The following is a 23,967-nucleotide window of genomic DNA, read 5'->3' as shown; positions in this document are numbered from 1 at the left end:
TCGGTGTTCGCCGCCTTCAATGCCTTGGCATTGCCGGTCTTACACAAACTCCACAGGCGTAGATTCCCGAATGCCCTTCGGTATTGACGTCAACTCTCGGCACCGGCTAACAGCGCGGTGCCTGCCTGTAGGATATTGCGGGCGGCATTGAGGTCACGGTCAATGCCTTGGATGCCGCAGTCCGGGCAATCCCAGGTGCGAATATTGAGCGGCAGTGACGCCATCACAAAGCCACAGCCATGACAGCGTTTGCTGCTGGGGTACCAGCGGTCGATTTGGACGAACTGCCGTCCCGCCCAAGCCGATTTGTACTCAAGCTGGCGCACCAGCTCACCCCAGCCGACATCGCTGATAGCTTTGGATAGAGGCCGGTTTTTGACCATATTCTTAACCTGCAAACTCTCCGCCGCGATCACTTGGTTCTCGTTGACGATCTGGCGGGTGAGTTTATGGAGATGGTCAAGCCGACTATCGGCAATTTTAGCGTGGCATTTAGCAACCTTTAACCGCGCCTTGGCACGGTTATTCGAGCCTTTTTGCTTTCGGCTCAATTGCCGCTGAGCCCGCGCCAGTTTTCGGGCATAGCGGGCCGTATGGCGCGGATTATTAACGCGCTCTCCGTCGCTGGTCACGAACAGGTCTTTCAGCCCCAGGTCGATGCCGACCATCTTCGGCGTGATCGGGAGGGCGTCGGTCTCTACCTGGCACAAGCAACTGATGAAATAGCGGCCCGCTGCATCTTTGGACACCGTGATACTGCTCGGATGGGCGGGCAAGTCACGGCTCCAGCGAATAGTAAGCGGTTCGCTACACTTGGCCAGCGTGATCTGGCCATCACGGTAGAAAAACGCAGACTTCGCAAAGGTGGCTGACTGGCGATGTTTTTTGGATTTGAAGCTCGGATACCTCGCCCGCTTGGCAAAGAAGTGTTTGAACGCCATTTGCTGATGGCGCAGGCATTGTTGCAACGGCACCGAACTGACGTCGGTCAGGAACGCGGTGTCAGGCTGCTTCTTCAACTGCGTTAGCAACGCGCTAGCGTCGTTGTAACCGATCTTTTCCTGACGCTGATAGAACGCATCGGTGCGATAGCGAAGCACCGTATTCCAGACAAACCGCACGCACCCAAACGTCCGTGCCAGCAAGGTTGCCTGCTCGGGCGTGGGGTAAAAGCGATATTTGAAAGCGCGTTCGGTTTTCATAACTTACAATGTAAACAAAATATTGTAAGGCTACAAGACACAAGGCGTCCTAGCGGACGCGGCGCTATCCATCCTCGCACTCAAAGTACGAGGTTTTCCGCGCTGACTGATAAAATCATATACCGTACTGCTTAATGGCGACAGGCCTTCAGGGGCAACCAAGTTTTCCATAAAGCGGTAGCTGACCGTGAGCGGTATACCGGCGGGTAGGCCGGTGGCTAGGCTCAGTTGCTCCTGAAGTAACGCATCAATGCGGATATCGCCGGTCATAAACTCTGCCTCTTATCTGACACTCACCGCCCGCCGCGTTTCGCGCTTTGGGCGAGGGTTCTTGGGTTGCCCCAGAACCTTCCTGCTTCAACACGCCTTCACTAGATAGAGGCTAGGCCGCTACCCCCTCTCCAGTCGCTCCACAGGCTAACCCTGCCAGTCCGGCAGTTTGAATATTCTTCGCGGCGTTAATGTCGCGATCTATTGGTTGGCCACAGCCTTCGCAGTGCCAGAGACGTTGTGACAACGGTAGCTTTTCGACTTTATGGCCGCAGCCGTGGCACGTTTTACTGCTGGGAAACCATTGGCTGACTTTTACCACCTGGCGTCCAGCCCACTCGGCTTTATAGGTGAGTTGGCGGACAAACTCACCCCAGCCTGCATCACTGATCGCCTTGGCTAAATGACGGTTTTTGACCATGCCGGTGATGTTGAGCGACTCGATACACAGCACTTGGTTTTCGTTAATCAGTGTGCGAGTGGCTTTATGGTGGGCATCGCGACGGCAGTCCGCGATCTTGGCATGAAGCCGCGCCACCTTCTGGCGCAGTTTGTTGCGGTTCTTCGAGCCTTTCCGTTTCTTGGCTAACCGGCGTTGCAGGTACGCCAGCTTGGCCTCGTAGCGTTTCAGGTGGCTCGGGTTGCCGGTCTTTGCGCCGTCACTAGTGATAAATAGATCGGTCAGCCCAAGATCAATCCCCACCATTATCACCTTGAGGTAGTTCGTAATGCGCCACCGGGTCGCATGCGGCGTCGGTGCCAGCTGAATCCAGCGCAGCTTCTCTTTGATGATCCAAGCATTCGCTGTGGCGCTCCGGACACTCATCAGTTCCTGGAGCAAAGCAACTTGGTTGGCCGTCAGGTTGCCGCTTTCGGTGTTCTTCAACACCGCCCAGTGGAGCGCCTTGGGGTGAGCCTGGGAGCGTCGCTCTCGTTTACGAACCTCGTCCAGTGCCTTGGTGAAGGTCTGCACGATATGGAACCAGTCCACCGTCACCTCGGCATTAGGCAATTGTTCAGCAGCTCCCTTGAGGAAGGCCTTGGACATGTCGCAGACCACCTCAATGACGTGATCGGGGTGGCCGCCATGCTCGGCCAGGAAGGCTCTAAAACTCCTTGATAATGTCCTTTCCATGACCAGGAATGGCAAAGATCACCGGTTCTTGCTTTCGCTGTATCCTGTATATATAGAGGAATACCGTGACGTAGCGATGACCCCGTCGAGAGGCCGTCTCGTCTAAGCCGAAAGTATTGACGTGTGACAAGTCCAACTCGCCCAGCTTGCGGCCCACGTAGTGGTGCACGATGCGCCATAGGCGCTTGTCGGAAATCTCCAACCGTCGAGAGATGGCCAGCACCGGCATCCCTTTGACGAGCGACATGACCGCCTGCTCAAACAGCAAGGTGGAGTCGCTGCCAGGGCGAGCCCAAGACACCTCGATGCGCTTGATACCATGTTCGGGGGCACTTAGCCTGGATTTCTCATAGCACCTCAGCCAGTACCGCACTCAGGCTCTAACACCGCTAAACACCTATTGGCTCGACTTACATCGGCTACTTTTTAACCACTTTTCGTCGTTCAGACACACCTCCCCCTTCCCCCCATTGCGTCGGGCCGGGGGCGCCCGAGCAGTCAGTTAGGAACCAACCGCCTGACGAGATCGGATAGCGCCGTTTTATAGGGGTAGCTGTCACTCATGAGTACGCGGATTCGACGCGTATTGCGGATGATGACCGCGCCTACTTTGATGAGCTTGAGCCTCAGGTTGCTCGGACTCATGCGCGCGAAGGGCGTGTGCTTCAGGTAAGTCCGTAACCGCTCGAACAGTGTATAAGCGAAGCCCGACAAGATCAGCCGCCACTGATTGGCCCACCAGTGCGTGCTGGAGGTACGGTCAGCGAACAGGCTCAGTTGTTGATCCTTGATCCGGTTCTCCATGTCACCCCGGGCACAGTACTGCTCGTAGTAAAGCTTGAAGCCGTCATCGTAACGGGAACTGATGATAAACCGGGGATTAGAGCCCAGCTCGCCTTCTTCCAGGCGGGCCACCACCCAGCATGGGTATTTCCAGGAGTGTGCTTGATACGGAAAGCGAAACGTCTCTGCCACTTTCCCTCCCACCTGCCATTGGGTCTTGCGTACCAGCATCATGGGCACATCCACTTCCTTGAGCAGCCGGCTGTTCTTGGCGATTCCCACGATGTAGTCGACGTGATGCCGATCGCACCAGTTCAGCATCCGGGGACGACAAAAGTGGCTATCACCTCGTAACACGATGCGGGTATCGGGCCAGTATTGGCGGATAAAGCGTACCAGTAAGGCGAGGATCGCCCAGCTATGGCGGCTGTCGCTGCGGTCACTGGTGCGCAGATAGCTCACCAGTAAGTGGCGCCCACAGAAGACATACAGCGGGAAGTAACAGTGGTGATCGTAATAACGGTTAAAGAACTTGCCGGGTTGCTCGCCATGCACGGGGATGTCGGTGCCATCAAAGTCCAGCACGATCTCCTTTGGTGGTTCGTCATGCTGTTCAATGAAGTGATGCCACAGCAACTCATGGGCCTTCACTATTGCTTGCCGATCGGCGTTCTGCTCCACCCGGCACAGCGTTGACTTGCCTGCCAGCGTATCCTCTTCACCGAGCGCTGTCTGGAGGGCCTGATCATAGCGCAGGGCCTCATGGTCGTTGAAATCTTCGTAGCCAGCGGCGACACCGAACACCCGCTGACGAACCAGAGTGTCGAGCTTATGACGAACCTGTTCCGGTGTACGGGGATCATGAAGCACGGTGGCCAAGCGGCGTGTCAGGCGATGGTGTTTATCGACTTCACGAAGCAGGAGTAATCCGGCGTCCGACGTGATGTGGCCCCCGGAGAAGTCGGCTTCAATTTGGCGGCGTGAGAGTGGCGAGAAGGTCAGCTTTTCAGGTACCATTTTGGAAGCGGCTGTTGGTGCTTGATGGATTGGTTAGGTTCTTGAAATCATAGCACTTTCAGCCGCTTTCTTTTATACCCTGTGAGAAATCCGGGCTAAGGGAACATTAAGCTATTAAGCATTATAACGTTAAAAATAAACAAGAGGATGGCTACCTAATGGCTAACCAGGTTACTCTCGACACCGTACAGTCACTCTATGTCGCCTATTACGGCCGCCCAGCTGACCCTTCAGGCCTTCAATACTGGGCAGAAAGGCTCGAAGCCAATAATGGGAACCTTGGCGAAATCATCAATGCCTTCGGCACCTCTGCGGAATACACCGCAAACCTGGGAAGTGTTGATACCTCTGCCCAAGTCAATGCTCTTTACCAGCAGCTGTTCGGGCGCGATGCCGAAGACGAAGGGCTAGGCTTCTACACCAACATGCTCAACAACGGTGAAAAGACGCTCGCAGAGATAGCGCTTACCATCCGTGAAGCCGCCCAGGGAACCGACCGCACCACGTTTGAAGGCCGCACCACCGTTGCCAACGCCTTCACCCAGGAGCTGAACACCCAAGAAGATATAGACGCCTACTCGACTGACCGTGGTGTCGGCATCGGCCGCGACTACCTGAAGCGCGTAACCGAGCAGACCTCATCCGACGACGTGCTCAATGAAGCCGCCCCGGTGGTCGATACCCTGATACCGGAAACACCGCCTAGCGGTGGCGGTACACCCACTCCTCCAGCAATAACCTTTACCGCAACGCTGGATGACAACAACGCAGTCATTTTCGGTGGCACCGCCACCGGGGCGATTACATTAAACGAGAGCGACGGCGAGTGGACCTTCACCCGCGCAGGCGAGTCTTCCACGCTCGACAGCAAGTCCGTTGTATCGAGCATCGCACTGGGAACTGCTGCCCTAACGGCTAACGCCAGCCTGTTGAATAACATTATGGTGAGCGGCACAGGCCAGCTCACGTTGAACGGCCTCACTAACAATTTAGACCTGAGCGGCTTGGCCGATGCCTTGGACGTGACCGCCACGGTTACCAGCGACCTGGATATTTCTGAAAACACCCACCTGGACGCTATCGATAGCTACGAAGTGAGTAGCGACGCGACGCTGACCATGTTGCTTGCGCAATACGCCGATACAACGCTCAGTGGCGATGGTACGTTTGAACTCAATGGCACTATCGCAGAGTTGCTAACAACGGGAGCACCGCTTGGGGACGCCGCGGCCATCACCGTATTGGATGCGGCGAGCATTGAACAACTTGTAAGCTTGCAAGATTTAAATTCAAACCTCACCTACACCCGTGTTAAAGATACCGCTCAACATATAAAAGACGATGTGGCTGATGGTGGTACGGGCTTTATCAAAGCTGGCGTTACCGTTATTGTTGAAAATGCAATTGATATTACAGCTTTAGCAGAGGTCTATACTGCCGTAGGCGAAGGCAGCAAAGTCATTGCGGATAACTTAGCAGACGACATTAGCGAGTTAATATCTAATGTCGATGGTGTTGATGTAGCCCATGAATATATTACTGAGGGCACTAACGTCACCATCAATAACGACGCTACTGTAGCTCAGGCAGGTTTGATCGACGACGCCAACGGCGACGGCACGCTCGACTACTCTCTCAAAGACAGCTACGAGCATATTGCCGCTGCCGATAGCGACTTGGTAGCTGGTGCCAGTGCCATTACGCTCAGTGATACAAGTTACAATATCGGCGCACGTACCGTAAAAGACATACAAGACCTGCAGGCGCTTAGCAATCTAAAAGCGGCTGATGGCGAGACCGCTATTCAGCTTTCCGACCTGACCTATACATTGGTAGACACCAGCGCCGCGCTAAGTAGCGGCGGCGATACTACTGCCGATATCCTAGATCAGGCGACGAGTGTCACCGCTAATGATGCTGCCAATGTATCCCAAGCGCGTACTATTTATGAACGTGATAATGGGGCCACCTACGATATTTTAGATAGCGCAAACAATCTGATAAGCACAACTGGCAATACGCGAGATGCCGTTAATAATGCAGTGAATCTCACCGCCAACGATGCAGCCAATGCCAGTGAAGCTCATGATTTATATAGCTTAATGAATAGCGGCAACACGGTTTATGACGTTACTGACTACTACGGCAATCTTACCAACAATAGCTTTACAGATGGTATTAATGGCGCCACTAACCTTACTAACTACACAGCACTTTACGATATAGCAAATGCACAAACGTTAGTGGATTTCACCAATTCAGGAATCACCTCTATTGGTTACTTGCAGGATACGGTTGCCGATATCAACAGCTTTGTTGGCTCGAACCCGCGTTCTGATTTGCTCGCATATAACTTCTATGTGCGTGATTTAGCCGAAAACATTACTAATACTATCTCTAGTAACAGATTTCATCACAGGTAATTCTGTAGACGGCTTTGCAGGCGATGCACGGGTACAAAACATTACGGTGACCGATGCCTTTGATGTTACTGGAGCTGAAGTCCTCTGGACAGCTGTCAGGGCTGCCTTTGAAGATGCTGATACTGTTTCAACAACAGCGGCCAAAACTACTTATACGATTTCTGATGCGATTGGCAACTACACCAATGAACTCGCAGCAGAAGAGTGGGTGGCAAACGCTGATGTGCGCGTCATTACCGGCACTGCCGAAGAAGTTTCACAGGCTCAAAACAATAGCAGCAATGGCAGCCACGACGTCTTTGACTTGGTAAATAATAGCAGCCAGGATCAGATTCTCATCAACACCGACACCGACAGCGATGGAAGCCAAATCATCGTTGGTGGGCCGGGTAGCAACATCATCAATGTCGGCAATGACAATGATACAGTTACTGGCGGGGGAAGCAGCGACACCATTAATGGTGGAGCTGGTTACGACTATCTCGATGGCGGCGCCGGTTACGACACTATCAACGCTGGTGATGGCAATGACACCGTCAAGGGTGGGAGTGGCCAGGACACAATCACAGGCGGCACAGGCAGCGACACGCTATACGGAGAAGAGGGCCGCGATCAGATTTACGCAGGTGATGCGGTAGTTAACGGCTCTTCCAGCACCAAAAACTACGTTACCGGTGGTGAAGGTGGCGACGATATGCATGGCAGCAGCGATGCGGATATCTTTATCTATGAAGGCAGCGATCGTAACGAGCTGATTGAGGAGTCTTCAACCACCTATAACACCCGTGACTACATCAACAACTTCAGCCTTGGCGACAAGATAGATTTCCTGAATTTCGATGATGTTCAATTCTTCAGCAGCGGCTCTGCCAACGCATCTAGTGTAGAAGAAGGCGATCTAGGCCTTTCTATTCGCTACGAGAAAAATGCCAACGTCACGAACTGGGAAGGAACGGGTACGGAAGAGGCTACGCGTATTTTCATTGATATCGCCGAGCAAGGAGAATTTGATGATATCGCCGACATGCACATCATTCTGGTGGGCAGCAATATTGATATCAACTGGGATGGTAGCGCCATCACCTACGGCGGTTAAGTTTAACGCCGCTCAACCCACTGGTAGGCATTCGCCTACCAGTTTATAGCAACACGCCTTATAGAACGAAAATCACCAGCGACACTGCCACCTACCCAGGTGCCAGTGTCAGCCACACAGCAAAGCCCTAAGCAATAACCCCCCCCAACCGAAGCCGGGGTAAACAGTAAGTACAGAAAACCTTACCTACTCGATATCAACCAGGCATTTCATTATTAACGGAAAATATTCCGCTGACATAGGAAAGGTTGGAAACACCGGTCAGGGTGAGTTCGACCGCTTCACTTCCTAAATATACCTCATCTGCGATTTCGTAGATGAGAGTGCCTGAAGCGAAGTTCCATTCAAGCAGATCATTCCAAGCGGCTGTTCCTGGCCATTGAGGCTTCACCTAATCCTCTGCTGCCCCCGATCGTGGGCTTGCTACTCTTGACCGGGGCTCGGCGCGGCGAGGTGTTGAAGGCCCGCTGGGAGGATATCCATTGGGATCAGCGGCGCTGGCGGATTCCGCTACCCAAAGCGGGGGAAGCATGCCATGTGCCACTCTCCGATCAGGCGCTGGCGATCCTGGCCAGTCGGCACGAGGCAGTACCCGAGGACGTGGAATGGGTGTTCGCCAACCCGCAGACCGGCAAGCCACTCACCAACGTCACCTACAGTTGGAGTAGTGCCCGCGAAAAAGCCGGCCTGGCCGGTGTTCGCCTACATGACCTGCGCCATAGCTTCGCCAGCTTCTTGCTTAACAGCGGCAGTTCACTTTACGGGGGTACAGCGCCTGCTGGATCATAACCATGTGTGTACCACCCAACGTTATGCCCATCTTTCCCAAGAAACCTTGCTGAGTGCGACCAACGGGGTGGGCTTGATGCTCAGCGCGTCGATGGGGGATCCAGCGAGTCATCCCTCACCCCCGGTGGAGGTGACACAGAGCCTGGTGGGATGCCCCCTCTCCACCGATCCATGTTGGAAGGCCGCTCCTCTCGGGGCGGCCTTTGGCGTCTTCAGTGTTAACCACAGTTGACATTCCCAACACTGTTAACTAGAGTTATCAGATGATCGAATTGATTAAAACCGATGCCTTCGATGGATGGCTGCGTGGCCTGCGGGATACGCACGCTCGCGCCAAGATCACAACCCGCATCCGGCGTCTGAGCCTGGGTAATCCCGGCGATGTAAAGCCCGTCGGAGAAGGCGTCTCCGAGCTGCGCATTCCCTATGGTCCCGGGTACCGCGTCTATTACATCAGCCGAGGGCCCGTGATCGTGGTACTGCTATGTGGTGGTGACAAAGCCAGCCAGGCCCGAGACATCAATCAAGCCAAAGCCATTGCCACGCAGTGGAAGGAGTAACGCCATGACTGAGCAAGCCGTCACTTTCAGCCACTACGACGCTGCGGACTACCTGCAGACCGAGGACGACATTGCCGCCTACCTGGATGCCGTGATGGAGGAGAACGACCCGGCACTGCTCGCAGCGGCGCTGGGCGACATTGCGCGTGCTCGTAACATGAGCCAGCTCGCCAAGGAGGTCGGCATGAGCCGTGAGGGGCTGTACAAGGCGCTGTCCGGCGAGGGAAACCCGGCGTTTTCCACCATCAGCAAGGTGGCCAACGCCCTGGGGCTACGGCTTTCCGTTGAGCCGCTCTCGCGGCCAGAAGCGCCCCTTTAATAGCTTCGCGCCCTTGCTGGGCGAGGTCGAGCGTGCGTGTTTCGCCGCCTCGGCCGAACTGCGAGAGCGTCAACGACGATCCCTTGATGTAATGCTAGTTTTTTTCGGCCTGACAAGGGGCTTAAACACCATCGTGCCGCTGCCCACCCTCAACATACGCAAGCACATCTGGTTGAAACGGGGAGGACACAACCATCTACGGATATCACGCATCATCCGCAGCCTGCACCTTTGCCATCAGCCGGAACTCGCCCGTGCTTTTCAGCACGCAGTAATTGAGATCGATATGCAGCATGGTGTGGTGTCTGAGCAGTCCATCGACTACTGGCGAGCCGCTACCGACGACCGCCATCATTAATTAGGGCTCCACCGCTCCTTTATGAGCGTCTGTGCTATCACGTCGTGACGACAAACTGAGCCCTAATCCATCACGTCGTGAGGTGATCGCCATGGCCGCCAGCCATCAGCAACGCTATCGCCAGCGCCGCCAGGCGCAGGGCTTCAAGGAAGTGACCGTGAGCTTGGATGCGAGCAGCCAGGCACGCCTGCGCCGGATGGGGCAGGCTTATGGCAAGACGCGACAGGAGGTGGTGACGCTCGCGCTCCTGGCAGCGGAGCGCTTGCTGGAAGGTGAGTTGATCGCCAAGGGGGCGTGGCGGATCAAGCCGTGATCCGCCGGGGTGTTAGTGCTGGAACAGCTCATCAAGGGAGTTGGCGGTCAAGATGTGCTCCCCCCAAGCATCAAGTTGCTCTGGGGTCGCCGAATCGAGCCGCTTCTGCACCCACTCAGGAAGCTCGCCAAACTTCAATTTCATTTGTTTGGTAAGCAGGCGAGTTTCTCCTTGCTGCTGCTCTTTCTTGACCAAGTTCTCTAAATTTTCTGCCAACATATCTCTATCCTCCACCAAACTGCTGAGCTGTTCCAAGTCGAGCCGGGCTTTGGGGGCCACTCGCTGCAAATGACGTTTGAGCCAACGGGTAATGATCCGGTCGATGCGCTCCTTGTTGGGGTCGGCTTGGATGATCGACACGACCCGATCCACCGCCTGCTGTAGCGCCTCCCAGCTCTGACCGGCATTCTCCACGCTGAACACGCCACTCAGTGGCGTCTGGCGTAACCCCAACTCTTCGTCAGTATAGCGCCCTTCGTCGACCAGGTAATAGCGCAAGTGTGGCTGGTAGACCTGCAGGAAGCCCGGCGGTTCCGGCTGCACCATGTCGTAGATATCCAGCGGTGCCGTCCAGGGCTTCGAGCCGTTGTGTAGCACCATTGGAAACACCGGCGGCAAGCCTTGGCCGGGGGTGATGGCTTTATTTTTAAGCAGCCCGCTGTAGAAACAGGCGACGTAGTGCATCAGCCGAATGGGCATGGTGCGATCTACCGCCGACTGAAACTCCAGTAGAATGTACAGAAAGACCTCTTGCGTCACCCCTTCCCAGGTGACGTTAACCGACCACACCACGTCCTCAAATTTCTCCTCGAACAGCGGGGTGATGTAGTTACCGCTGTGGCTCTTGAGCGTGGAGAAATCCATCAGCTCGGCAATCTCGGCCGGCGCAAAGCCTTCAATCAGCTGTTGAACGAATTCGGGGTAGCTGAACAGCTCTTTATAACCCGTATCATGATGGTTGGTGGCCATGGGGCGTCCCTACAAATAGTCTGCGGCTAGCTTACCACGCCTCGCCGGATACGCGGGAGGCGTTAAGGTACAATGAGAGGCTAACCCACTGATTTAATGGCTGTGGCAGCCACCTCAGGCTAATCTGGTGGCTTTACGCTATCGAGGCCACACCATGCCTGTCTTTCATCCTCACCGTGACGATGCCGGCCAGCCGGTTATCTTGTTGGCACCCTCAACCCCGACGTCTTTGGCCTGCGGGGAGAATTCTAAGGCGGTCGCTCGGGTGGTACCAGATGGGCCCCTGCCTGAGCGCTTGAATGGGCTGGCGCTGCCCCCCGATTCACCACAAGGCAGCGATGACGTTACCTGGCGTCTGACCGTGCCACCGCTGGCCATCGTGCTGGGTAAGGTGCCCGCCGCCGGTGCAGTGGTCGTGGAACCCGACGGCCGGGTGTGCCAGGTGTAGGTGATCCACCCCAGCAACGCCTTCGGCGGCTACCGGGCGACCTTTCCCAAGGGCAAGCAGGAGTCGGGGCTGAGCCTGGAACAAACCGCCATCAAAGAGACGTTCGAGGAAGCGGGGCTGGTCATCGCGCTAACCCGTTGGCTAATCGACGTGTCGCGTTCAAGCACGGTGTGCCGTTACTTCCTGGCAAGCCGTCTCGGTGGCAGTCCTGCTGATATGGGCTGGGAAAGCCAAGCGGTAAGCCTGGTGCCCATCGCGCGACTCGGGGAAGATCTGCACCACCCCAACGACCAACCGCTGCTGGAGGCCGTACGCCATGTCTGAGCACCCTTTATTTTCCCCTACCCCCTTGAGCCGTTATCGAGGCTGCCTGCTCGCCGAGGCCTTGCAGCATTGGTTTAATCACCCAGGGTGGACGTAGCGAGCTGACAACATCGGCACAGTCAGTGGACAGCGCGCTGCTGGCGATATCCAGCGCCAGTTCGATCAGCGAGTTGTCGCCGCGGGCGAGCAGATCGGTATAGAACGCTAGGCCCACATCGTCTGCCATCCAGTAGTCCAGCCGGGCGGCCATAATAGGCAATATAGAGCTGCTGAATAAAGTTGGTTGTTTCCATGAAGATGCTGAAGCCCTGTGATGTGTTTGTTATCGCACCGGAGAATGAATGACAGCCCCAAATTTCGCTAATTTAAATTAACGATTTTTGGGCTTAAAAACTGAAAATGTTTGATGCTTATTTTGTTAATAAACGGTTACTTAGCGTCTTCTCCCGCGGTTGGGTTTTACAGAAAGAAATAAGCAAAAAATTGATGAACACCGTACAGTCCCTTTACGTCGCCTATTACGGCCGCCCCGCCGACCCCACAGGTCTGCAAGCCAACGATGGCAACCTTGGCGAAATCATCAACGCCTTCGGCACCTCTGCGGAATACACCGAAAACCTGGGAAGCGTTGATACCTCCGCCCAGGTCAATAAGCCTCTATCAGCAGCTGTTTGGGCGCGATGCCGAAGACGAAGGGCTGGGAATGCCACCGGTAGAACCGCGATTTATGCTGCTGTCCTTGCTTTTTATAAGTGCTGGACATCAGTCATCGGCCATGCTGCTGGTAATCCTGATACTGAGCTTCCTGCAAAAGCAGATGCGGTGGGTACGCAATGAGACAACGGCGCTGCTTTTCATGCGCACCGTTAATGACAAATCGGGCCCCTGGTCGCGCGCCACGGCCGCTGGCACACAGATATTTGTTTTATGAGAACGTCGAAAATCGCTGGCGTCTGCGCCCTTTAGAATATTACCTGCATACTCATGTCTTCTGGGGCCAATATAACCACCGCGTATTGACAAGGCTTTGTACCTTACAGGGCGTTTGCCGGGGTGAACCTCTAACACCAGGTGATACTCGCCGTCTTCCACTGGCTCCAGAAACCGGACATGCAGTGTGGGGCTGTCCTCTGCTTTCATTCGGTAATAGGCCATAGCGGCATAAATGGCAGCAATCACACCACTGACGGCGCCAACCAAACTCATATACTCCAATGCGGCCTCCCTTCTCTCATGATCATGGTGAAAACCAGTCAAAATCGAACGTTAAATCGTCCTTACCTCCTGCCCCTCAACAATCAAAATAAAAGCTCAAGCCCTCATCATAATCAAAGAAGCTGCCCAGGCTAGCCGGTGCAACCACTTTGCGGGGGGAGGCACCATACAGAATAGTTACCGCGTTGCCTGGATGAGTGATAACGCCTCGTTACGATACTTGATGTCGCTCACACGGCGAGGATGCGTGGTTCGAAAGCAGGGTATGCCAGCCGCGGTAAAACGCCATAGCTTGCGCGGCACCACCACATTCGAATCGTGGTAGCCGCCTAGGTGGTCATTGCATAAGGCTTTTATAAATCGATCGCCACTGGGGCCCGTGGTGAAAAGTATCGCATCCGGCTTGAGCTGGTCGATTTGAAGCGCGAGCAGCGCCTGCGACAACGGTGTAAACGCGCACACTTCTGCCTGAGGCCGATGGCGAGGTGATCCCCCTCGGTAATCGACGGCATGAAGATTCGCCCAATGAATTGAATTTTTTGGCAATTCAAGTGCGCGCTCTGCGTGGTGCAGAAATTGAAGAAATTGGCTTTGGCCCGGCTTTTTCATCCGGCGCTTTTGATAGGTTTCCGTCGATGCGGAGACATACGCCTCAATGGCATTGGCTTTGCGGGCCTCAATCAAGCGTTGGAGCTTACCATTCCACCCTTTCGTTTCCTGTCCCACCAGCATGAGTTTAAAGGGTGCCTGCTGATAACTCTCAATCAGCCTAGGTAAAAAGACCCCTGAGTACATATCAGCCCGCGTTTGTAGGGGGTACAAATCATGATCAGATAGCAGCGTGGAATAAGCGTGGTGTAGGCTTTCGTGCATGAGTTTCCCTCAAATTTTGATTTCCTCATTGTACCACCGCCTAAGAGACCTTCAGCTCACTGCTTTAACCTAAAGGGCACAAGCCTTTAAAATCACCCTCCAATGACACCCTCTTATCAACTACCAGCTAGGTTCACCTAAATAATGACCCTATAACGCCCGTTGTTGGCGACCCAGGCGCGCACCGGTTTCCCTCTTTTACTCAAATAGTAGACAACATCGGCATAGGGGCGGTCAGCATGGCTGACCGATCCCCTGCCACACCACCCGGCATGCGGGTCCGCACCGGGCGGTTCGAGAAGTTGAGGTTATGAGAGACGGGGCACGCCCAGCCGATCAAAGTAGGCCACCGTTAATACATGATGGACGCCCGACAAACTGTTGTGCCACCAGCGACGACTCAACGCCGCCACCGATTGTGCTACCCTCGGCGTAGCGCCAAGACGCATCAGCTCACGATAAATCGTTTTACCCCGACGCCATTGCTTAAGGTGCAAAGCTCTTAACCGTCTTCGTATCCACCCGTCCAGCGACCGCCAGATACGAGGTGTTTGCGACAGCTTAAAGTAGCCTTGCCAGCCTAAAAGGTAGCGTCGTAGATAGGCGACGACCTGTGCGATACTGCGCCCGCCATTTCGGCGTGTCAGTTGCCTAATCCGCTGTTTAAATGTCCCCAACGCTTTTACTGATATACCACGTCGGACATCTCCACCCTTGGCTTCCCATAGGGCGTAGCCCAGGAACTTGCGGCCAAACACGCTGGTGACCGCGCTTTTGGACTCATTGATCGTCAAGCGCAGCTTACTGTAACAGCGACGTAGCAAAGCCATGACTCGCTCCCCTGCTTTCTGGCTACGCACGTAAACGTTGCAGTCGTCGGCATAGCGAGCAAAGTGGTGGCCGCGACGTTCCAGTGTGCGATCCACCTCATCCAGCAGGATATTGGCCAGTAGCGGCGATAATGGGCCACCCTGCGGCGTCCCCTCATGCCGATGAGTGACCACCCCTCCTTCCATTATTCCCGCATTCAAATACGCACGAACCAGATGGATAACACGATTATCCTGGATGCGTTTCCTCAGGCGGTCTATCAGGATGTCATGATTGACTCGGTCAAAGAATCGAGACAAGTCAACATCGACAACGGTGTGGTAACCCTGTTGGGCGAAGCGCTGAGCAGCTAGTACGGCATCATGGGCACGGCGGCCCGGACGAAAGCCGTAGCTGTGCTCGCTAAAAGTGGGATCGATCAGCGGTTGTAGAACTTGCAGCAGTGCCTGTTGGATAAGACGGTCAGTCACGGTGGGTATCCCCAGTTCTCGTTCGCTTCCATCTGGCTTTGGAATAGCCACTCGGCGGACAGGCTGAGGATAATATCGACTTGCAAGAAGCTGCTGTCGAATATCGGGCCAGGCCCACCTTAGGTGCTCGGCGGTCTGAGCAATATCCAGACCATCGATGCCTGCTGCTCCCTTGTTGGCACGCACGCGCTTCCATGCACGTAGCATGTTCTCTCTTGCGAAGGCCCGCTCAAGCAGACCTTGCCCTGCGTCCTCCGGCACTTGTCGCGGGAGGCCAGTTTCATCGCTGGAGCAGGACGACAAGGCTTCACCTTGGCATTCCTTCTCCCGCCCCGCAGTCGCGGGCATCTGATGCGTTACTGATCTCATCGACAAGACGTTTGACGCTCCTTCTCGTTCGGCCCTTTGCTCCAAAAAAAAACGAGGAGCTACTACGGCCTCTGCTGACTTCTCGCTCCGTGGGGTCACGTTGCCCTTTCAGGCATAAGGCGAGATCTCCCCGGGTAAGAACACACTCCTTCACCGCACAACCGCCGGATATACGCTACGTCGCCTTGGCCACAAGAGCTTCGCGGCTTCTTGCCCGCTCGCCCTGCTCGGCAGCGCCTCCTATCCGGTTCTTGTTCATCGGCTCGCGGTTTACGCTCCACGCTTCCTTCCCACGGTTGGTCACCCTTCCGCAGTTGCGCTTCGCTTCGTTCGCTGTGGCCAGCTTACGGGAGGACTTGCACCTCCAGGAGTGCGCCCGTGCCGGGCGCACAAAAAAACCCCAGCCGAAGCCGGGGTAAACAGTGGGACAGAAAACTTACCTACCCGATATCAAGCAAGCATTTCATTGTTGACGGTAAAGATTCCGCTGGCGTAGGCAAGGCTGGAAACACCGGCCAGGGTGAGTTCGACCGTTTCATTTCCTAGGGAGATCTCATCAGCGATTTCGTAGATGAGCGTGCCTGAAGAGAAATTCCATTCAAGCAGATCAATACTTGCGTTGATGCCCCCTCCGTTAAGATCCTCAACGATACCCACAGCGATTCTGTCAACGGTTTGCAGGCCACTGATCGTGGCTGATTCGCCACCCTCCAAGCCAGCAACCACGAAAGTATCCGTCAAGCTCGTCGCCGCCAGCTCAGCGCCATTGGCAATATCGGTAATCAACAGATTGGCAGAATCGTCTCCGTTGAGTGTTAGCTCAGGGGCAAGGACTTCAAATTCCGCTGCCGTCAGAGTGAGAAACGACTGATCCGCCAGAATGATCGTGTCGTTGTCATCCAGCAGCGCAATGGCATCAGCAGCGGCGAAGCGCCCTTCCATCACGGTGACGCCGGTCACGGTGATTAAATCGCCATCAAAAAGGTCAAGCACATCTGAGCTTTCAATCGCCTCTAGCTGGGCCTGGGTCAGTGCATACTCCGCCGTCACATCGCCACCGAAGTTCAGCATGGTGCCTGCGGCGTTCTCCGTCACGGTTTCTAGCGTTAGTAGTGCGCCATCATTCACATCCGTGGCGATGATGGTGGTAGCACCCGCTAGTACCGCGCTGCCATTGGTATTTTCAGCCAGGATATTGGCTAGCGTATCGGAAAGGGTGTACGGCACCATGAGCGTGACATCGTCAGCATTCTCCGCGCCGTCAATAATCGATTGCTCCAGCTCGGTAAAATAATCGGCAGCGGCAGCCGCTTGCTGGTTGGCAAACTCAGCGAGACTGCTGTTAAAAGACTCGGCCGAGAACTTGGTATCGCTCAGGCGGTAGCCGTTGGCCTTCACCAGCGCTATAAAATCCAGAGAATAAAACCCCTCTAGACCACTCTCGGCCGATAGCTCATCAAGCGTCCCGGTTATGGTCGTGCCACTCAGGTCGAACTTGGCGGCGATTTCCAAAAACTTGTCAAAGTAATCAAACTCCCCTTCCTCACCATAAGCGATCATCATCGAGGAGAGGAAAATAAGCTCCGTCACGCCATAAAAATCAAAGGTGTCATCATTTAAGCCAATAGAAAGGGCGCCTTTTAACACGCTCTGTAGCTCTTCCACCGTGACGCTGGGGGCTAGCAGTTCGCTGCTATCTTGCACGGTGATCATTAGCACAGCCCCCGCAGCGTTCATTGCCGCATACAGGTTCTCAGCGCTATCGACAATTTTATAACGAGCTGGCAGTGCACCATCGCTCTGGAGTTTTTCGATGGCCTCCATTACCTCGAAGGTAAGCACTTTGGTCGACGGCGTGCTGGGCGCGTCATCTTCACCCGCCCATTGGTCTACCAGCACTTTTGCGTTGTTCTGAATGTAGGTATTCACGTTGGTGGTGGCGGTTACCTGGGTCAACAGCTGGGAGGCAGCGTCGATAGCGCCATAGGCAACACCCCGCTCGGCGACTTCCTGGGTGAATTGCTGGGCAATCTCAGTGCGCTTGCCGATCACCACGCTATCTTCTTCCTGGGCGCCGTTAGCAATGTCCAGCGCCAGTTCGATCAGCGAGCTGTCACCGCGGGCGAGCATATTGGTATAGAACGCCAGGCCCACATCGTCTGCCGGGCGGCCAAACAGCTGTTGATACAGGTTGTTGATCAGTGCTTGTTCGTTTAACCCGCCAAAACGGGTTTCGAACTCGCTGGAGGTGGCAAAAGCACTGATCACCGAGTTTAGATTACCGTCGTTGCTTTCCAGACGGTTGACCCAATACGCCAGCCCAGCGGGATCGGCTGGACGGCCATAATAGGCGATATAAAGCTGCTGAATAAGAGTGGTGGTTTCCATCGTGGCGCATGTACCCCTAAGGTTTTGTTTTTTACGCTAGGCGGCACACCAGCATTCCTACCGGTTGCGCCGAAGTCAAAAGATACCACGCACTTAGTCAATCCCATCACTGTTATTAATGCTTTTTAAGTAAAAAATAGGGGTCAATTTCATGCTTGATAGCCTGAGGATCGCCAAAAAATAAACTCTTAAATTTCAGTCCACTGTCGCTAAAAGAGCAACTATCCTTAGTTACATACCCTTGTGCCTCAAGCAAAGCCAAAACCGAGTAGCACAACTTCATCACCTTCAATGAGAAAAGCCGGCAGCAATCGGCTTCTCGTCGAAGGGTTCGGGAGGAAGTGATGCACTATTTTACTTTGAAGAATGGTTTTACTGGCGCACTCCTCCTCTTCTTTACGGCGACGGCGCTCTGCCAGGAAGAGACGTCCACCGCGAACGCCTTGGATCTAGTGGCGCTGGAGCGTGTGGCAGACCTTGCAAGGGAGGGGGCGGATCCTCGTCTCTCGACGAGCATAGCTGACGAAAGCCGCCGGGAAGAAGGACGCACAATCCAAACGCCTCCCGTATTGGTTTCTCAAGATGGGGACCCTGCCTTCGTCTACACCAGAGGAGGCTTTTACGACATCCCCGAAGGCCGACTCGAATTCGTGATGAGTTGCCGTGGCGACGGCATCATCGACCTATCCGTCATTGTCAGCCAGTTGCTTGGTCAGCCCTGGGATGGGCTTGATACCGCAGCGACCTACGAGCTTCACTTCAATGCTTATGGTCAAGATCAAAACTATGTAATACCCGCACGTTTGATCGAAACATTTCCGAGCCACCAACTTATCGCCCGCATGGGTGGATCAGCACCGGTCCAGCACCCTTTTTTCGAAGCACTGGGCCCAACGACCAACCTATCGTACCAGCTGAAGCACAACGGTCAGGTCATGCGGGAAAACGGGGCCTTCATCACGTTGACTGGCGGCATCGACCTCTCCACCTTTCACTCCAGTATGGCCCCGCTGCTCACCCATTGCCGGGCAGGCAATGCAAATCCACTGAACCGAGTACTGGAGCCCTCTGCTGAGCTATCGACACAAACAGGCTTGGCCTCTCCACAGGCTGGCAGTGATGACGATATTTACCAGCGCTGTGCGGCTAGGCCGAGTCAAGCCTGTATTCTGACTCTGGCTCAGATGGCCCAGCGTGAGACGCAGGTGCAAACTACCCAGCCTACCGAACAAGAGGATAACGCGCCCGACCGGGAACAAGCGCTCTATGAGGCTTATATCGCGGCTTATCGTGGTGAGGATAGCGGGACGGTATTAAACATACTGACCAGGCGCTACGGCGATGAGCACAATACCGCCCAAAACGTGGCGGGATCGATACTGGCGGAAGTGGGACGAGTGGACGCGGCACTGGAGGTATTGAGCCAGATTGATCCCCCTTTTCCAGCGCAGCCGGGCAATATTCAATCCCCGCCGCGCAGGCGGTTCGAGACCGCCTACTTGCAGAGTGCCGAATGGATGTTGAGACGCGGCGACAACGTGCGCACGGTACTGCGCAAGCTCAACGGCAGACTCTTTACGCTCAATCCGCAATGGATGCCCATCGACATCTCTGATAGTAGTAAGCTCGCCCTGGCCGAGATGCTATCGCGTACCCCCGAAAAGCCGGACATACTGACAATGTTCACGTACCTTGAAGGTACCAACGAAGCCACCAGGGATCGCGCCTGGGCGATCAATTTCATTCATGATCAGAACCCCATCACCGCGACGCAAAGATCAGTGATGGACGCCCTTCGAGCGGCCGACCCGACTGAGCGCGGCGCGCTATATGCGCGTGAAATGATGGCAACCCGGATGGCCGCCGAAGGCAATGTGCTTCACGCCTACTTGTTAGTAAAAGATATTCCTTCGCAGTTCCGTTCGGGCTTGGATGTACATCTCGATGTACTGGGAAGTATGGAAAGCCTGATCGAGACACTCTCCCTTGAAAACGCCTCGTCGTATATTCGCTGGGCGATGGACAAATCGGTGCGCATGGCAGGATCCGCCACCAGCCTGGCTGCTGAGTGGGCGAAGATTGCCGGTATTCTTAACGATATCGGGCAAACTGACGCGGCCCAATCGTTCATCGAATCGTCAGAGACGATGTTCCACAGCATGGCACACTATCCAAATAGGACGAATGCCTTCACTCAAGCCCATGGTGAAGCCTACCACTACCTTCGCGTGCTGGGCGCTTCAGGCTGGGAAGGACGCGCGCTGATGTTCATTCGGGAGATGCCCCAACTCGATCAGGAAAAAGCACTGGTCGAGCTACTCCGGGGGATGAGTGAGCGCAAACGGAAAATGTGAAGCAGGGCTCATTTAGCCAGCACAGGTTGCTCGGCTTCTTGACGACCTACCTGATACGCTTACATAGCCTAGTTTTCCAAATGATCTGCCAATATCTCTTTATCCACCACCCAACGGTCGGGCTGATCGAGGTTTACGTTACCCCCCCACCGCTGCCTAGGAGAATAGTGCCCCACCTGATATATCACTACATCAGCTGCAAGGCCCGTCAGGCTAGTGAGCTAGCCTTTATGGAGCAACGTTATGTGGATAACGGTTATGCCTGAATGCGGTTCGCTTTCGACTACCTCATGAAGCCGTTATCAGGGCTGCCCCCTCGCAGGGCCTGAGGCAGGTCTTTAATGCAAACATCGGCTAGGCCGTAGGTCGTTATGCACGAGTTATTGCTGGCCGAGCCGATTCTGCATGCCCAGCACTCCCCTCTGGGCAACACCTGCCCGTTAAAGCCCTACATCGTATTGGGCAGATACGTGGCAATAAACGGGAAGCAGAAAATAAACACAATGGTCACGACTTCCATCAGGATGAACCAGGAAGCGCCGGAAAAGACATCCGTGAGTGAGGTATCCTTATCCAGTCCGGCAATGACATATACGTTCAGCCCTATCGGCGGGGTAATCAACCCGATTTCACACATTTTAATTGCCAATATACCGAACCAGATAGGATCGAAGCCCAGGCTCGTCACGACGGGAAAGAGAATGGGCAAGGTGATGACCAGCATGGAAAAGGCATCCAGGAACATGCCCATAGGGACATATAACAGCAGAATCAGCGCGATAATCACAATAGCAGGAAGCGGCAAGTCGATCACCCAACCTGAGACCAGCTGCGGAATGCGGATCAGGCTCAAGAAGAAGCTGTAGATCCCCGCACCCAGCATAGTCATCATGATCATGACCGTCGTATTGACTGCATCACGCGATGAGGTGCCAATCGATTGTAACTTGGTCGATTTATCCTGACGGGAAGTCAGCAGAAACAGGATGGAAGCGACCGCACCCAGCGAAGCCGCCTCGGTAGGTGTCGCCCAGCCCGTATAGATGCTACCCAGCACCACAATGATCAATACCAGTAACTGCCAGGACCGGCGCAACGAGGTAAAGCGCTTCTTCCATCCAACACGCTCACCCTTCGGGCACATATCGGGCTTCAGAACAGAGATGATGAACACCCCTGCCACGAACACGGCAACTGACAATATGCCTGGAAGAATACCGGCCACCAGCATCTTTCCTGCGGACACCTCCGTCAATGCCGCATAGAAAACCAGCAAAACACTCGGTGGGATCAATACGCCCAGCACCCCACCCGCAGCGACACAGCCAGCCGAAAGACGCTTATCGTAGCCGGCCGCCTTCATTTCGGGTAATGAGATGGAACCTACCGTTGCAGCGGTCGCCACACTAGAGCCCGACGTCGCGGAGAAGCCAGCGCACGTCAGTATCGTGGAAATCGCCAAGCCACCAGGTAAATGCCCGCACCACCGTTTTGCCACATGAAAAAGTGACTTGCCAACCCCGGCATGCAGGGCAAAGTTACCCATAATAATGAATAATGGAATGACGGTTAAAAGATACGCCGCCGTTTCATCAAAGGCGAAATTCTGCAGCACGTTATATACATAGCCTATATCTTGCACCATGACGATACCGACAATACCCGCCAACCCCAGGGCAGCGAACACAGGGACGCCTAAACCCATAAGAACAAAAATAAGTCCTACGGAAAGCAGGCCAAGTAAGCCAGGATTATTCATCAGCAGCCCCAAAGGAAGAGTAGATAGCAAGAATGAAATGTAACGTCATTTGTATGAAGGCCAGCAACAGACCACAAGCAACGATAATTTTTACCCACCAGATAGGCATCTGAACGATTCCCCAGCGGAATTCCTTATCTAAAAATGAGCTATACGCACCCTCGATTGTGGGCACGGTAATGATTAACAGGAAAATAGCCGCAAATAACCAGCCAACCGCCTCCCATGCTCGTTTGACTGGAAATGACCTGTTTTCACTTATCAACGACACACGGATATGCTTTTTATCGTGCTGAGCCCATAACAGGCCCAGATAAACAATAATTGCCATCGAAACTTCGGAAAACTCGTAAACACCAGGTAGCGGAAAATTGAATAAGCTGCGAGACGTTGCATCGAGTGCAGTTGACAACATCATGAACAGAAGCGCTGCCGCAGAAATGACGCCTGTCATATACGCCAAGCGCGATTCTATCTTTTGCAATACATCCATCGTGCGTTACCCCAACGACATGACAAGGCAGCGGGCCGCTATTCAGCAGCCCTGGTCGGTTATAACTACCGCGAAGTAGCTACCTGTGAAGTAGCGCCTAGAATCAGGAGATTTCCTGGTATATCTCGTAGGGAGTCTTCAGTTCACCGGTACCATCATGGCGTTCAATGGCTTCATTGACGATTTCCTGCATTTCCTCGCCATTGATTCCCGCATCCCGGGCGACGTTATTCACCCAGTTATTGACCTGCTCGGGTTGAACCAGGTTACGCGCAGTGTCGATCTGCTCATCGTCCCATTTCGAGAATTGAGCGCCCTCAGCCAGTGCTTTGCGCACTCTGTCTTCCGCGATGCCCGAATAGATTTCCCGGTACTTGCCCTGGTAAATTTCATCGGCCAACTCCTGCATGACTTGCTTCACATCATCGGGGAGTTGATTCCAAACATCGATACCGATAACCGTGGCTGAGGGGCCGTGAGGACCAGCGCCGATTTCAGTGATATACGGCGCGGCTTCATGTAGGGCATAACTGATCGCGGTAATGAAATCGAAGCCGAAAGCGCCATCCAGTACACCGCGTTCAAGGGCGGAATAAACTTCCGGTGCCGCCATGGGAATGGCGCGCCCACCCAGGCTTTCCACTACATCCGTACCTACCCCGTAACCACGAATCCGCTTGCCTTTAAGGTCTTCAATTGAGTTGATGGGGTCACGTGTTATCAACGGGCAGTAATACCAGTTCGTCCAATACAGCACCTTGGATTTATGTCGTTTTTCCCATTCCTGCTGCAACGGCTCATAGCGCTGGTAAACATCGCGGCACACCTTCAGCAGGGCATCAGCGCGGTCCATCTTGTAGTACCACTCAAGGCCACGGGTAACCGGCAAGTCACTTTGATAGTAACCCGGGGAGATAAGCGATATTTCCGAAATACCATTCTTGATGGCATCAAGGTGGGCACCCGCCTTGTTAAGCGATTGCGCCCAGTAATAATCGATTTCAACGGCACCATTAGTACGCTTTTGCAGTTCCTCCAGGAACCAGCGGTCCAACACCGAAGGAGAGGCGTGTTCTGTCACATAAGAATCGTACTTCAATCGCATGCCTGATTGAGCGAACAACATGCTGGGCATCGTTGTCAGCGTTAGCGTACCACCTATGGAAACAGCACTGATTTTCAAGAAGTCTCTTCTTTTCATGCTTAACT

At 54.4% G+C, this 23,967-nt stretch carries 25 protein-coding genes; 11 read left to right on the top strand and 14 right to left on the bottom strand.

Going from position 1 to position 23,967, the window contains the following annotated elements; all coding sequences use genetic code 11:
- Window positions 1-89: 89 nt before the first annotated feature.
- From ACWI0H_RS06995 to ACWI0H_RS06975, 5 genes are all read right to left on the bottom strand, one after another.
- The gene (locus ACWI0H_RS06995) at window positions 90-1,202 is read right to left on the bottom strand and encodes an RNA-guided endonuclease InsQ/TnpB family protein (RefSeq protein ID WP_485875757.1); all 1,113 of its coding nucleotides are present in this window, start codon (window positions 1,200-1,202) and stop codon (window positions 90-92) included.
- Window positions 1,203-1,232: 30 nt separating this feature from the next.
- The gene (locus tag ACWI0H_RS06990) at window positions 1,233-1,472 is read right to left on the bottom strand and encodes a hypothetical protein (protein ID WP_485875755.1); all 240 of its coding nucleotides are present in this window, start codon (window positions 1,470-1,472) and stop codon (window positions 1,233-1,235) included.
- A 112-nt stretch (window positions 1,473-1,584) separates the two neighbouring features.
- The gene (locus ACWI0H_RS06985) at window positions 1,585-2,607 is read right to left on the bottom strand and encodes an RNA-guided endonuclease TnpB family protein (RefSeq protein ID WP_485875753.1); all 1,023 of its coding nucleotides are present in this window, start codon (window positions 2,605-2,607) and stop codon (window positions 1,585-1,587) included.
- Window positions 2,579-2,908 (bottom strand): helix-turn-helix domain-containing protein, encoded by a 330-nt coding sequence (locus ACWI0H_RS06980; protein ID WP_485875751.1) that lies wholly within the window; start codon window positions 2,906-2,908, stop codon window positions 2,579-2,581. Before ACWI0H_RS06980 ends, ACWI0H_RS06985 begins: the two co-directional genes overlap by 29 nt.
- Before the next feature lie 197 nt (window positions 2,909-3,105).
- Window positions 3,106-4,407 carry an IS1380 family transposase gene (locus tag ACWI0H_RS06975; protein WP_485875749.1) on the bottom strand — a complete coding sequence of 434 codons (1,302 nt, stop codon included), beginning with the start codon at window positions 4,405-4,407 and terminating at the stop codon, window positions 3,106-3,108.
- A gap of 158 nt (window positions 4,408-4,565) precedes the next feature.
- Between ACWI0H_RS06975 and ACWI0H_RS06970 the strand changes: the two genes are divergently transcribed.
- Window positions 4,566-6,830: a DUF4214 domain-containing protein gene (locus tag ACWI0H_RS06970; RefSeq protein WP_485875747.1), complete on the top strand. Its 2,265-nt coding sequence runs from the start codon at window positions 4,566-4,568 to the stop codon at window positions 6,828-6,830.
- Between the two features lie 46 nt (window positions 6,831-6,876).
- Entirely contained in the window at window positions 6,877-7,926 is a 1,050-nt protein-coding gene (locus ACWI0H_RS06965; RefSeq protein WP_485875745.1) for a calcium-binding protein, read from the top strand.
- Between the two features lie 196 nt (window positions 7,927-8,122).
- On the opposite strand, the gene ACWI0H_RS06960 is transcribed toward ACWI0H_RS06965, so the two are convergent.
- Window positions 8,123-8,317, bottom strand: a complete 195-nt coding sequence (locus tag ACWI0H_RS06960) for a hypothetical protein (protein ID WP_485875743.1) — start codon at window positions 8,315-8,317, stop codon at window positions 8,123-8,125.
- A 29-nt stretch (window positions 8,318-8,346) separates the two neighbouring features.
- On the opposite strand from ACWI0H_RS06960, the gene ACWI0H_RS06955 reads away from it, so the two are divergent.
- From ACWI0H_RS06955 to ACWI0H_RS06935, 5 genes are all read left to right on the top strand, one after another.
- On the top strand, window positions 8,347-8,715 hold the full coding sequence (locus ACWI0H_RS06955) for a site-specific integrase (protein ID WP_485875741.1): 369 nt from the start codon (window positions 8,347-8,349) through the stop codon (window positions 8,713-8,715).
- Between the two features lie 263 nt (window positions 8,716-8,978).
- The gene (locus tag ACWI0H_RS06950; RefSeq protein WP_485875739.1) at window positions 8,979-9,275 is read left to right on the top strand and encodes a type II toxin-antitoxin system RelE/ParE family toxin; all 297 of its coding nucleotides are present in this window, start codon (window positions 8,979-8,981) and stop codon (window positions 9,273-9,275) included.
- Between the two features lie 4 nt (window positions 9,276-9,279).
- Window positions 9,280-9,594, top strand: coding sequence for an addiction module antidote protein (locus ACWI0H_RS06945; protein ID WP_485875737.1), 315 nt, complete (start codon window positions 9,280-9,282; stop codon window positions 9,592-9,594).
- Window positions 9,560-9,952: an opioid growth factor receptor-related protein gene (locus ACWI0H_RS06940; protein WP_485875735.1), complete on the top strand. Its 393-nt coding sequence runs from the start codon at window positions 9,560-9,562 to the stop codon at window positions 9,950-9,952. Before ACWI0H_RS06945 ends, ACWI0H_RS06940 begins: the two co-directional genes overlap by 35 nt.
- A gap of 91 nt (window positions 9,953-10,043) precedes the next feature.
- On the top strand, window positions 10,044-10,265 hold the full coding sequence (locus ACWI0H_RS06935) for a hypothetical protein (RefSeq protein WP_485875734.1): 222 nt from the start codon (window positions 10,044-10,046) through the stop codon (window positions 10,263-10,265).
- A 12-nt stretch (window positions 10,266-10,277) separates the two neighbouring features.
- On the opposite strand, the gene ACWI0H_RS06930 is transcribed toward ACWI0H_RS06935, so the two are convergent.
- Window positions 10,278-11,234, bottom strand: a complete 957-nt coding sequence (locus tag ACWI0H_RS06930; protein WP_485875732.1) for an Rpn family recombination-promoting nuclease/putative transposase — start codon at window positions 11,232-11,234, stop codon at window positions 10,278-10,280.
- Between the two features lie 154 nt (window positions 11,235-11,388).
- Here ACWI0H_RS06930 and ACWI0H_RS06925 point away from each other — a divergent pair, with 154 nt between their 5' ends.
- Both ACWI0H_RS06925 and ACWI0H_RS06920 read left to right on the top strand, forming a co-directional pair.
- Window positions 11,389-11,682, top strand: coding sequence for a hypothetical protein (locus ACWI0H_RS06925; protein ID WP_485875730.1), 294 nt, complete (start codon window positions 11,389-11,391; stop codon window positions 11,680-11,682).
- Window positions 11,683-12,006: an NUDIX hydrolase gene (locus ACWI0H_RS06920; RefSeq protein ID WP_485875728.1), complete on the top strand. Its 324-nt coding sequence runs from the start codon at window positions 11,683-11,685 to the stop codon at window positions 12,004-12,006.
- Window positions 12,007-12,013: 7 nt separating this feature from the next.
- Here ACWI0H_RS06920 and ACWI0H_RS06915 read toward each other — a convergent pair whose 3' ends face one another.
- A complete protein-coding gene (locus ACWI0H_RS06915; RefSeq protein ID WP_485875726.1) occupies window positions 12,014-12,265 on the bottom strand; it encodes a hypothetical protein in 252 nt (83 codons plus the stop codon).
- A 140-nt stretch (window positions 12,266-12,405) separates the two neighbouring features.
- Between ACWI0H_RS06915 and ACWI0H_RS06910 the strand changes: the two genes are divergently transcribed.
- Window positions 12,406-12,843 carry a hypothetical protein gene (locus ACWI0H_RS06910; protein WP_485875724.1) on the top strand — a complete coding sequence of 146 codons (438 nt, stop codon included), beginning with the start codon at window positions 12,406-12,408 and terminating at the stop codon, window positions 12,841-12,843.
- Between the two features lie 555 nt (window positions 12,844-13,398).
- Here ACWI0H_RS06910 and ACWI0H_RS06905 read toward each other — a convergent pair.
- The 3 genes from ACWI0H_RS06905 to ACWI0H_RS06895 form a co-directional block, all read right to left on the bottom strand.
- The gene (locus tag ACWI0H_RS06905; protein WP_485875722.1) at window positions 13,399-14,094 is read right to left on the bottom strand and encodes a hypothetical protein; all 696 of its coding nucleotides are present in this window, start codon (window positions 14,092-14,094) and stop codon (window positions 13,399-13,401) included.
- A gap of 308 nt (window positions 14,095-14,402) precedes the next feature.
- Window positions 14,403-15,602, bottom strand: a complete 1,200-nt coding sequence (gene ltrA, locus ACWI0H_RS06900) for a group II intron reverse transcriptase/maturase (RefSeq protein WP_485875720.1) — start codon at window positions 15,600-15,602, stop codon at window positions 14,403-14,405.
- 612 nt (window positions 15,603-16,214) lie between these two features.
- Window positions 16,215-18,152 carry a DUF4214 domain-containing protein gene (locus ACWI0H_RS06895; protein ID WP_485875718.1) on the bottom strand — a complete coding sequence of 646 codons (1,938 nt, stop codon included), beginning with the start codon at window positions 18,150-18,152 and terminating at the stop codon, window positions 16,215-16,217.
- A gap of 344 nt (window positions 18,153-18,496) precedes the next feature.
- On the opposite strand from ACWI0H_RS06895, the gene ACWI0H_RS06890 reads away from it, so the two are divergent.
- Window positions 18,497-20,506, top strand: a complete 2,010-nt coding sequence (locus ACWI0H_RS06890) for a hypothetical protein (RefSeq protein WP_485875716.1) — start codon at window positions 18,497-18,499, stop codon at window positions 20,504-20,506.
- A gap of 448 nt (window positions 20,507-20,954) precedes the next feature.
- Here ACWI0H_RS06890 and ACWI0H_RS06885 read toward each other — a convergent pair whose 3' ends face one another.
- The 3 genes from ACWI0H_RS06885 to ACWI0H_RS06875 form a co-directional block, all read right to left on the bottom strand.
- Entirely contained in the window at window positions 20,955-22,265 is a 1,311-nt protein-coding gene (locus tag ACWI0H_RS06885) for a TRAP transporter large permease (RefSeq protein WP_485875714.1), read from the bottom strand.
- The gene (locus ACWI0H_RS06880) at window positions 22,258-22,758 is read right to left on the bottom strand and encodes a TRAP transporter small permease (RefSeq protein WP_485875712.1); all 501 of its coding nucleotides are present in this window, start codon (window positions 22,756-22,758) and stop codon (window positions 22,258-22,260) included. Before ACWI0H_RS06880 ends, ACWI0H_RS06885 begins: the two co-directional genes overlap by 8 nt.
- 103 nt (window positions 22,759-22,861) lie before the next feature.
- Window positions 22,862-23,959 (bottom strand): C4-dicarboxylate TRAP transporter substrate-binding protein, encoded by a 1,098-nt coding sequence (locus tag ACWI0H_RS06875; RefSeq protein WP_485875710.1) that lies wholly within the window; start codon window positions 23,957-23,959, stop codon window positions 22,862-22,864.
- Window positions 23,960-23,967: the final 8 nt, after the last annotated feature.

This window comes from Halomonas sp. NYA30, from assembly GCF_976980765.1.
Note: the sequence above shows the minus strand (reverse complement) of the source record. Positions and strands in the feature narration are given on the sequence as shown.